This window comes from Baekduia sp. (assembly GCF_035685985.1).
In the GTDB taxonomy this organism is placed as follows: Bacteria; Actinomycetota; Thermoleophilia; order Solirubrobacterales; family Solirubrobacteraceae; genus Baekduia.
Window position 1 is genome coordinate 89,768 of sequence record NZ_DASRZV010000030.1, and the last position, 7,826, is coordinate 97,593.

8 protein-coding genes and 1 pseudogene are annotated in these 7,826 nt (G+C 72.9%); 5 read left to right on the forward strand and 4 right to left on the reverse strand.

The features are described from left to right. Position 1: 1 nt before the first annotated feature. The gene (locus tag VFG42_RS20735; RefSeq protein WP_324910706.1) at positions 2-445 is read left to right on the forward strand and encodes a DMT family transporter; all 444 of its coding nucleotides are present in this window, start codon (positions 2-4) and stop codon (positions 443-445) included. On the opposite strand, the gene VFG42_RS20740 is transcribed toward VFG42_RS20735, so the two are convergent. Next, positions 442-2,271, reverse strand: a complete 1,830-nt coding sequence (locus VFG42_RS20740) for a hypothetical protein (protein WP_324910707.1) — start codon at positions 2,269-2,271, stop codon at positions 442-444. The two genes, VFG42_RS20735 and VFG42_RS20740, sit on opposite strands and share 4 nt — an antisense overlap. Before the next feature lie 127 nt (positions 2,272-2,398). Here VFG42_RS20740 and VFG42_RS20745 point away from each other — a divergent pair, with 127 nt between their 5' ends. Continuing rightward, the gene (locus VFG42_RS20745; RefSeq protein WP_324910708.1) at positions 2,399-2,674 is read left to right on the forward strand and encodes a hypothetical protein; all 276 of its coding nucleotides are present in this window, start codon (positions 2,399-2,401) and stop codon (positions 2,672-2,674) included. A 3-nt stretch (positions 2,675-2,677) separates the two neighbouring features. Here VFG42_RS20745 and VFG42_RS20750 read toward each other — a convergent pair whose 3' ends face one another. Then, on the reverse strand, positions 2,678-3,838 hold the full coding sequence (locus tag VFG42_RS20750) for an NAD(P)/FAD-dependent oxidoreductase (RefSeq protein ID WP_324910709.1): 1,161 nt from the start codon (positions 3,836-3,838) through the stop codon (positions 2,678-2,680). A gap of 84 nt (positions 3,839-3,922) precedes the next feature. Between VFG42_RS20750 and rpsA the strand changes: the two genes are divergently transcribed. The 3 genes from rpsA (at position 3,923) to VFG42_RS20765 (ending at position 6,846) form a co-directional block, all read left to right on the forward strand. Continuing rightward, complete coding sequence (gene rpsA / locus VFG42_RS20755) at positions 3,923-5,437, forward strand: 30S ribosomal protein S1 (RefSeq protein ID WP_324910710.1); 1,515 nt, start codon at positions 3,923-3,925, stop codon at positions 5,435-5,437. A 141-nt stretch (positions 5,438-5,578) separates the two neighbouring features. Further along, positions 5,579-6,172 carry a dephospho-CoA kinase gene (gene coaE, locus VFG42_RS20760; RefSeq protein WP_324910711.1) on the forward strand — a complete coding sequence of 198 codons (594 nt, stop codon included), beginning with the start codon at positions 5,579-5,581 and terminating at the stop codon, positions 6,170-6,172. Then, on the forward strand, positions 6,169-6,846 hold the full coding sequence (locus tag VFG42_RS20765) for a lytic transglycosylase domain-containing protein (protein ID WP_324910712.1): 678 nt from the start codon (positions 6,169-6,171) through the stop codon (positions 6,844-6,846). The genes coaE and VFG42_RS20765 overlap by 4 nt, the downstream gene beginning before the upstream one ends. A 51-nt stretch (positions 6,847-6,897) precedes the next feature. Here the strand turns inward: VFG42_RS20765 and VFG42_RS20770 are convergent, their stop codons facing one another. Together VFG42_RS20770 and VFG42_RS20775 are read right to left on the reverse strand one after the other, a co-directional pair. Further along, positions 6,898-7,527 carry an HAD-IA family hydrolase gene (locus VFG42_RS20770; RefSeq protein ID WP_324910713.1) on the reverse strand — a complete coding sequence of 210 codons (630 nt, stop codon included), beginning with the start codon at positions 7,525-7,527 and terminating at the stop codon, positions 6,898-6,900. Continuing rightward, a pseudogene (locus VFG42_RS20775) lies at positions 7,524-7,826 on the reverse strand (MFS transporter); the annotation flags it as partial. The gene VFG42_RS20770 and the pseudogene VFG42_RS20775, both read right to left, overlap by 4 nt.

The window sequence follows — 7,826 nt, forward strand, 5'->3', positions numbered from 1 at the left end:
GATGGACCGTGGCGTCGCGGCGGTCCTGATGGTGATCGCCGGGGGCTTCATCGCGCTGCAGTCGCCGATCAACTCGCGGCTCGGCCACGCGGTCGGCGCGCTGCAGGGCGCGTTCGTCTCGTTCGCCGTGGGGACCGTCGTGCTGTTCGTCGCCGCGGCGCTGGCGCGCGGCGGCCTGGGCCGGATCGGGCACGTCGGCGAGGTCAACGCGATCTACCTCACCGGCGGCGTCCTCGGCGCGGGCTACGTGACGACCGCGCTGGTCAGCGTCCGCTCGCTGGGCACCGGCGGCGTGATCGCCGCGACGATCGCCGGCGAGCTGACCGTCGCCGTGCTGATCGACCAGTTCGGCTGGTTCGGCGTCCAGCAGCAGGTGATCACGCCGGCGCGCGTGCTGGGCATCGTGCTGCTCGCGGCCGGAGTGCTGCTGGTCGTGCGCAACTAGAGCCCGGACTTCACGAACACGCTCTCGTTGAAGGCGTTGCCGTCGGCCGAGAAGTTCGTCGACCGCGACAGGAAGACGAGCCCGTGGCCGTCGGGCAGCCAGCCGCCGGTCGAGCCGAGGACGCTCCACTGGGTCGAGTCGCCGTTGCCGATGACGCCGTCGGCCCGCGCCGAGACGACCTGGAACGTGCCGGTCCGCAGGTCGCGGACGTAGACGTCCTCGCGCTGGTTGCTGTCCACGTAGCCGGGGATCAGGTCCACCGACTTGGAGTTGAACGCGATCCGGGTGCCGTCCGGGGACCACTTCGGGATCCGGTGCGAGAACAGCTTGAACTCGCCCGACGGCTCGGCCGAGATCGCGCTCACCGCGCCGGTGCCCAGCTCCTTGACGAAGACGTCCTCGCCCGAGTTGTTGTCGCCTGCGACGAAGTTGTCGGCCTTGGAGTCGAAGGCGATGCGGGTGCCGTCGGGCGACCACGCCGGCCACTCGCTGGAGGCGTTGGCCTGGCTGCCCGCGGCGGTGACCGACACCCGCGCGATGGCCAGCGAGGTGATGTCCTTGACGAAGACGTCGGTGGCGGTGTTGGTGTCGTTGGGGACGAGCTGCGGGCTGTCGGACTCGAAGGCGACCCTGGTCGAGTCCGGGGACCAGACCGGGTGGTAGCTGCCGTTGGGGCCGCCGTTGACGACCGGCTGCACGCCCGACTGGGTCGCGCTGACCGGGATGTGCTTGAACGTCGTCAGGTCCAGCACGTACAGCTTGGAGTCGCTGACCGACGTGCTCGTGCACGGCGACTGCGCCGGGAAGCAGTAGTCGCCGCTGGACCCGTAGGCGATCTTCTTGCCGTCCGGCGACCAGGCCGCGTTGCTGGTGGCCTTCTCGGCCAGGAGGCCGACCGAGTTGTCGTCGATCTCCTTGGCGTACAGGTACGGCGCCGAGAGGCCCGACACGTCCGGGCCGAGGTTCGTGGCGCCGGAGGTGAAGAGCACCTCGTTGGAGTCCGGCTTCCAGGCGAGCGCGTGCGCGCCGCTGTCGGACGAGACGTCGTTGGACAGCGTGCCGTCCTGCGCCGCGTCCAGCACGCGGATCGCGCCGGTGGCCAACGTCTTGAGGTAGAGGTGCTGGACGCCGTTGGCCACGCCGGGCACGAGGTTGGTCGCCGGCGACCAGAAGGCCACGTGCCGGCCGTCGGGGGAGACCGCGACCGTGGTCACGTCGCCGCCGTTGCCGCCGTTGCCGGCGGCGTCGGTGTCGACCTGCGCGAGCGGTCCTCCGGCCAGGGGCGGGAGCGCCGCCGCGCCGCCGCCAGAGCCGATCCCGCCCGGCCCGGACGGCGACGCCGCGCCGCCCGCGCCGGCGCCGCCCGAGCCCGCGGGCGAGGACCCCGTGCCCGTCGCCCTGCCCAGGCCCTTCAGCACGACCGCGTCCACGTAGACGCCCTTGCCCGCCTTGGTCACCGTGAGCTTCACGGTGCCCTTGCCGCTGAAGGCGTAGGTCTTGAACGCGGTCCTCCGCGCCGCGGTCGCCACCGTCCGCGCGCGCCTGCCGTTCACCGCGATCGCCACGGTCCCGCGCCCCTGGCCGACCTGCACGACGACCGCGCCGCCGGCCTTCGCCTTCGTCTTGGCGGTCAGGGTCGCGCCCTTGCGCGTCGCCTTCAGCAGCGTCCGGCCCTTGGCCTTGGCGGAGGCGACCTTCGCCCACGTCCCGGCGTGGCCGAGCGCGCGGTCGTCGATCGTGAGGTCGGAGGAGGCCGCGCGCGCGGCGGGCGGCGCGGCGACGAGGACGAGGACGGCGGGGAGCACGACGGCGAGCGGACGGCGCATGGCGCCTCACGGTGATCGGTGCCGATCGTCAGCGCATCGGTGGAACCTCGGACCTTGAACGAGGACCGGCGGGATCGTTACGATCGTCACGAACCGTCGCCGAGTCCGTCCAGGAGGTGCCGAGTCCATGGCTGCCGTGCGGGTCCCGCACCCGATCCGTGACCATCCCCAGGCGGGGCGGACCGCGATCGACCTGTTCTGGGTCCTGGCGATCGGCGTGATCGCCGCCTACGCGTTCTTCGCGGCGCTCGGCGCGTTCTCGCCCGGCGACGTGCTCCCGCTCACGGTCGCGGTCGCCGTGCTGGTGGCGCTGTGGATCCTGCGCGCGGTCACGTCCGGCCGCCGACGGCGCGACGACCGGGACCCGCGGCTCGTCCACGCCCGCGAGCGGCGTGGGTTCTGAGGGCTAGGCGGCCAGCGGGAGCGCGGCCGGCCGGGTGAACGGCCGCGCGCCCTGCAGCGCGAACGACGGCGGGGCGATGTCGAGGTAGTGCGTGAACGCCCAGCGGATGAGCTTCGGGCGGCTCATGACGTTCAACGCGGTGTCCATCGCCGGGTACCTGTTGATCCCGGAGACCAGGCACTGCACGCGCCAGAGCCAGTCGAACGCCCAGCGGTGGTCTTCGCTGAACGAGCCGTAGCGCGCCAGCGCCTGCTCGCGCGTCTGGCGGCCCTCGATCACGCGGCGCAGCTCGCGCCCGGCGGCCAGGCCGAAGTACAGCGCCGTCCGGATGCCCTCGGCCGTGGTCGGCAGGCAGTGGCCGGCGCTGTCGCCGACGAAGAAGACGCCGGCGCCGGTGGCGGGTCGCAGGCGGTGGGGGATCCAGTTGCCCTGGTAGCCGCCCTCGGTGCCGATGCCGAGGTCGGTGGCCAGCGCGACGGTCGGGTCCTTGACGTGCAGGTGCGGGTCGAAGGAGCCGACGCCGGTGCGGACCTCGTCGCCCGCGGGGAACGCCCACGAGTAGCCGGGGCCGATGTACTTGGGGTCCAGCCACAGCTCGAGGTCCTCGCCGGTGGCCGGCGGGTGGACCTCCAGGCCGCGCGACAGGCGCGCGTTCGGCGGCTGGATCGCGTCGGGCGTCTCGCTCAGCACCCGGCGCCAGCCGAGCGCGTCGACGACCAGCGGCGCCCGCAGGTCGCCGCGGTCGGTGTGCACGGTGTGGATCGCGCCGCCGCGCGTGATGCCGTCGACCTTCGCGGTGTCGAAGGTGAAGTCGCCCTGCTCGGCCAGCAGCGCGCACAGCAGGCGGTAGTCGAAGGTCGAGAACGACCACGGCAGCGTCCAGCGGTAGGCCTTGCCGGACGGGCGGTGGACGACGAGGTCGCGGAAGGTCTGGCGGACCGACGCCTCCAGGCCGAGGTTGGCCAGCCACTCGGTCGGCGCCGCGCAGGCGCTGGTCTGCCGCTCGCCGATCTCGTAGCGGTCCACGACGAGCACGTCGGCCCCGCTGCCCGCCAGCTCCCGCGCCACGGCGAGGCCCGCGAAGGACGCGCCACAGATGATGACGTCGTGGTCCCCGGCCAGCGGCGTGCGCTCGGCCCCTCTCTTCGTCGCGCGAACGGGCATGCGCTGGCGATCGTAGCCGTCCCTCGCGCGGGAAGACTCGGTCGGCGGCCAAGTGCCGTTTCGCGCTACCCTCCCTGGTCGCACATGACCCAGACCATTTCACCTACCCCCGAGGCGAAGATCGTCGAGGGCAGCGACGGCCTGCTGCTCGAGATCGACGGTCACATCGTCCCGAACTATGACGCCACGTTCTCTCCCTTCGAGGAGGGTGACGTCGTCAGCGGCAAGGTCGTCCGCATCGACAACGACGAGGTCCTTGTCGACATCGGCTACAAGAGCGAGGGGGTCATCCCCTCCAACGAGCTTTCGATCCGCAAGAACGTGGATCCGCACGACGAGGTCGAGCTCGGCGAGGAGGTCGACGCCCTCGTCCTCACCAAGGAGGATCAGGACGGCCGTCTGATCGTCTCCAAGAAGCGGGCTCGCTTCGAGAAGGCTTGGCGCAACATCGAGGCCGCGGCGGAGTCGGGTCAGCCCGTCACCGGCACGGTCATCGAGGTCGTCAAGGGCGGCCTGATCGTGGACCTCGGCGTCCGCGGCTTCCTGCCCGCCTCGCTGGTGGACATTCGCCGGGTTCCGAACCTGGACGAGTACATGTCCCAGCCGATCGAGTGCAAGGTTATAGAGCTAAACCGGTCGCGAAACAATGTGGTCCTGTCGCGACGGGCCGTGCTGGAAGAGGAGCGCAAGGAGCAGCGCCAGGAGATCCTGGACCGCCTGCAGCCCGGCCTCGTCGTCGAGGGCGTCATCTCGAACATCGTCGACTTCGGCGCGTTCGTGGATCTGAACGGCATCGACGGTCTCATCCACATCTCCGAGCTGTCGTGGTCGCACGTCAACCACCCGTCGGAGATCCTCAACATCGGCGACACCGTCCAGGTCAAGGTCCTGGACATCGATCGCGACCGCCAGCGCATCTCGCTGGGTCTCAAGCAGACCCAGGAGGATCCGTGGCAGCGCGTCGTCGACACCTACAACGTCGGCGACGAGCTGGAGGGGACGGTCACCAAGGTCGTCACGTTCGGCGCGTTCGTCGAGATCCTCGACGGCGTCGAGGGCCTGGTGCACATCTCCGAGCTGGCCGCGCACCACGTGGAGAACCCGCGTGAGGTCGTCCAGCCGGGCGACGTCGTCCGTGTGAAGATCCTCGAGATCGACTCCGAGCGCCGCCGTCTGTCGCTGTCGATCAAGCGCGTCGAGGGCCAGATCCTGCCGAGCGAGATCCGCGCCCGCGAGGCCGGCCTGCCCACGCCGGGCGAGGCCGCGGCCGCCGGCGTGGCCGGTGCCGGCGACCTCAGCGACGTGGCCGACCTCGGCCTGTCCGAGGACGTCTTCGCCGGCGAGGGCGACCCCGACGCCGCCGCTCCGGTGGCCGAGGCGGACGCCGCCACGGTCGAGGCCGAGCTGCCGGTGGAGGCCGCCGACGACGCGGCCGCCGAGCCGGAGGCCGCCGCCGCGGAGGAGGCTCCCGCCGCGGAGGAGGCTCCCGCCGAGGAGCCGGCCGCCGAGGCCGAGGAGGCCGCCGCCGAGGAGGCCGCTCCCGAGGCCGAGGGCGAGGAGCCCGCGGCCGCCGAGGGCGACGCCGAGCCGGAGGCCTAGGAGCCGCGGCTTGGCCGCATCTCCCGAGCGCAACGCTGCATCCGACGGCCGCACCGATCCCGGTGCGGCCGTCGAGCTTTTCACGACGACGACCGGACGATGACGACCGCCAACCCAGACCCTTCGGCCGGTCGCGGCCGGGTGCCCTTCGTCGGCCTGACCGGCGGGCTGGGCTCGGGCAAGTCGACCGCGCTGGCGGCGCTGGCCCGGCTGGGCGCGGCCACGATCTCCAGCGACGCGGTCGTGCACGAGCTGTACGGCTCGCAGCGCGTGCTGGACGCGATCCGCGAGCGCTGGGGCGACGACGTCATCGCGCCCGACGGCGGCGCCGATCGCGGCGCGATCGCGCGCCACGTGTTCTCCGCGCCCGCCGAGCGCGAGTGGCTGGAGCAGATGCTGTGGCCCTTGGTCGGCGAGCGGATCTGGGCGTTCCGCGTCGAGCAGGAGTCCGCCGACCCGGCGCCGAAGGCGACGGTGGTGGAGACGCCGCTGCTGTTCGAGGCCGGGATGGACGGGATCTACGACGCGACGATCGCGGTCGTCGCCGACGAGTCGGTGCGCGCGGCGCGCGCGGCGGCCCGCGGCCACGAGGCGGTCGACGAGCGGGCGGCGCGCCAGCTCTCCCAGGACGAGAAGGCGCAACGTGCGACCTTCACGGTGCGGAATGACGGTACGGAAGCTGACCTGGAGGCCGCACTGTCCTCCGTGCTTGGCAAGCTGACTGCTTCGCGATGAGCACCCGGACCGCCACCTCCGCGCCGCGCCGTCGGCCGGCCGCGACCGCGTCGTCGCGCCGGATCGCCGACCGGCGCCGTCGCGAGGCGCGGATGCGCCGCCGCCGCGGGCTGGCGATCCTGGCCGCCGCAGGCCTCGCGCTGTGCGCGGTGCTGATGCTGCGGCCCGCGTTCCACCACGCGGTCAAGGAGATCTCCCTGCCGCTGCGCCACGAGGACATCATCCGCCAGCAGGCGCGCGACAAGGGCCTGGACCCGGCGCTGATCGCCGGCGTGATCTACGCCGAGTCGCACTTCATCGACGGCCGCACCTCGTCGGCCGGCGCGGAGGGCCTGATGCAGCTCACGCCGGCCACCGCGCACTACATCGCCCAGAAGTCCGGCGGCACCGCGTTCCGCACGTCGGACCTCGGCACGCCGCAGGTCAACATCTCCTACGGCGCGTTCTACCTGCGCTACCTGATGCGGCGCTACGGCAACGACGTCCCGCTCGTGCTCGCGGCCTACAACGCGGGGGAGGGCAACGTCGACAAGTGGATCGCCTCCGCGCGCGCCAAGGGCAAGGACCTGGACATCGACGCGATCCCGTTCGGCGAGACGCGCTCCTACGTCACCAAGGTGCTCGACGCGCGCAAGCAGTACCGGTCGACGTACCGGCACGAGCTGGGGCTGTAGGCGAAGGCGCGGCCGGTGGGCCGCTGGCGGCTCGGCTCGGCCCGCCGCGGCTCAGAGCGCCAGGCGCGCCAGCGCGTCGGCGACCGACGCCGCGGTGTCGTCGGCTCCGGCCTCCAGCAGCTCCGCGCGCGGATGCGTGGTCGTGATGCCGATCACGCGCGCGCCCGCGGCCTTGGCGGCCACGATGCCCGCGGGCGCGTCCTCGAAGACGACGGCCGCCGCCGGGTCGACGCCCAGCTCGGTCGCGGCCAGGCGGTAGCCCTCGGGATCGGGCTTGCCGTTGGCGACGCGGTCGGCGGTCACCAGCACGTCGGGCACGCGCAGCTCCGCGGTCTTCAGCCGCACGTGCGCCAGCGCGTCCGGGCACGAGGTCACGATCGCGACCGGCACGCCGAGGTCCTCGTCGAGCAGGCGGCGCGCGCCGTCCAGCAGCTTGGCGGGCGGGCCGTCGATGTCCATCTGGGTGACCGCCGCGCCCTCCGCCTCGGCGTCGAGGTGCGGCGCGATCTCGCGGATCACGTCGCCCGCCGGGCGGCCGTGGATGCGACCGGCGAGCGCGTCGGGGTCGATGCCGCGCGAGACGGCCCACGTGGCCCAGGTGGTCTCGATGGCGTCGCCGGAGTCGACGAGGACGCCGTCGAGGTCGGAGAGGATGGCGGAGATGGCGATGGTGTCGGTCATGCGGAGGCGGGGACGAGGGTCGGGGTTCGCAGGGCGGGGGCGCCGGCGCAGATCCCGGCGGCGGCGACGATGACGAGGACGAGCGCGCCCGGCACCGAGGTCAGCGACGCGACCGCGCCGATGATCGGCGGGCCGGAGAGCAGGCCGAGGTAGCCGGTCGTCGTGACGCTCGCGAGCGCGGGCCCGGCGTCGCCGCCGCCCGCGGCGGCGCGGAAGACCAGCGGGATCACGACCGACAGCCCGGCGCCGATCGCCACGTAGGCCAGCAGGCCGACGACCGGGACGCCCGCGACCAGCGC

Bases quoted from the DNA above. Each gene is read 5' to 3' on its own strand.
- VFG42_RS20735 (WP_324910706.1), top strand. From the start codon at position 2: ATGGACCGTGGCGTCGCGGCGGTCCTGATGGTGATCGCCGGGGGCTTC.
- VFG42_RS20740 (WP_324910707.1), bottom strand. From the start codon at position 2,271: ATGCGCCGTCCGCTCGCCGTCGTGCTCCCCGCCGTCCTCGTCCTCGTC.
- VFG42_RS20745 (WP_324910708.1), top strand. From the start codon at position 2,399: ATGGCTGCCGTGCGGGTCCCGCACCCGATCCGTGACCATCCCCAGGCG.
- VFG42_RS20750 (WP_324910709.1), bottom strand. From the start codon at position 3,838: ATGCCCGTTCGCGCGACGAAGAGAGGGGCCGAGCGCACGCCGCTGGCC.
- rpsA (WP_324910710.1), top strand. From the start codon at position 3,923: ATGACCCAGACCATTTCACCTACCCCCGAGGCGAAGATCGTCGAGGGC.
- VFG42_RS20765 (WP_324910712.1), top strand. From the start codon at position 6,169: ATGAGCACCCGGACCGCCACCTCCGCGCCGCGCCGTCGGCCGGCCGCG.
- VFG42_RS20770 (WP_324910713.1), bottom strand. From the start codon at position 7,527: ATGACCGACACCATCGCCATCTCCGCCATCCTCTCCGACCTCGACGGC.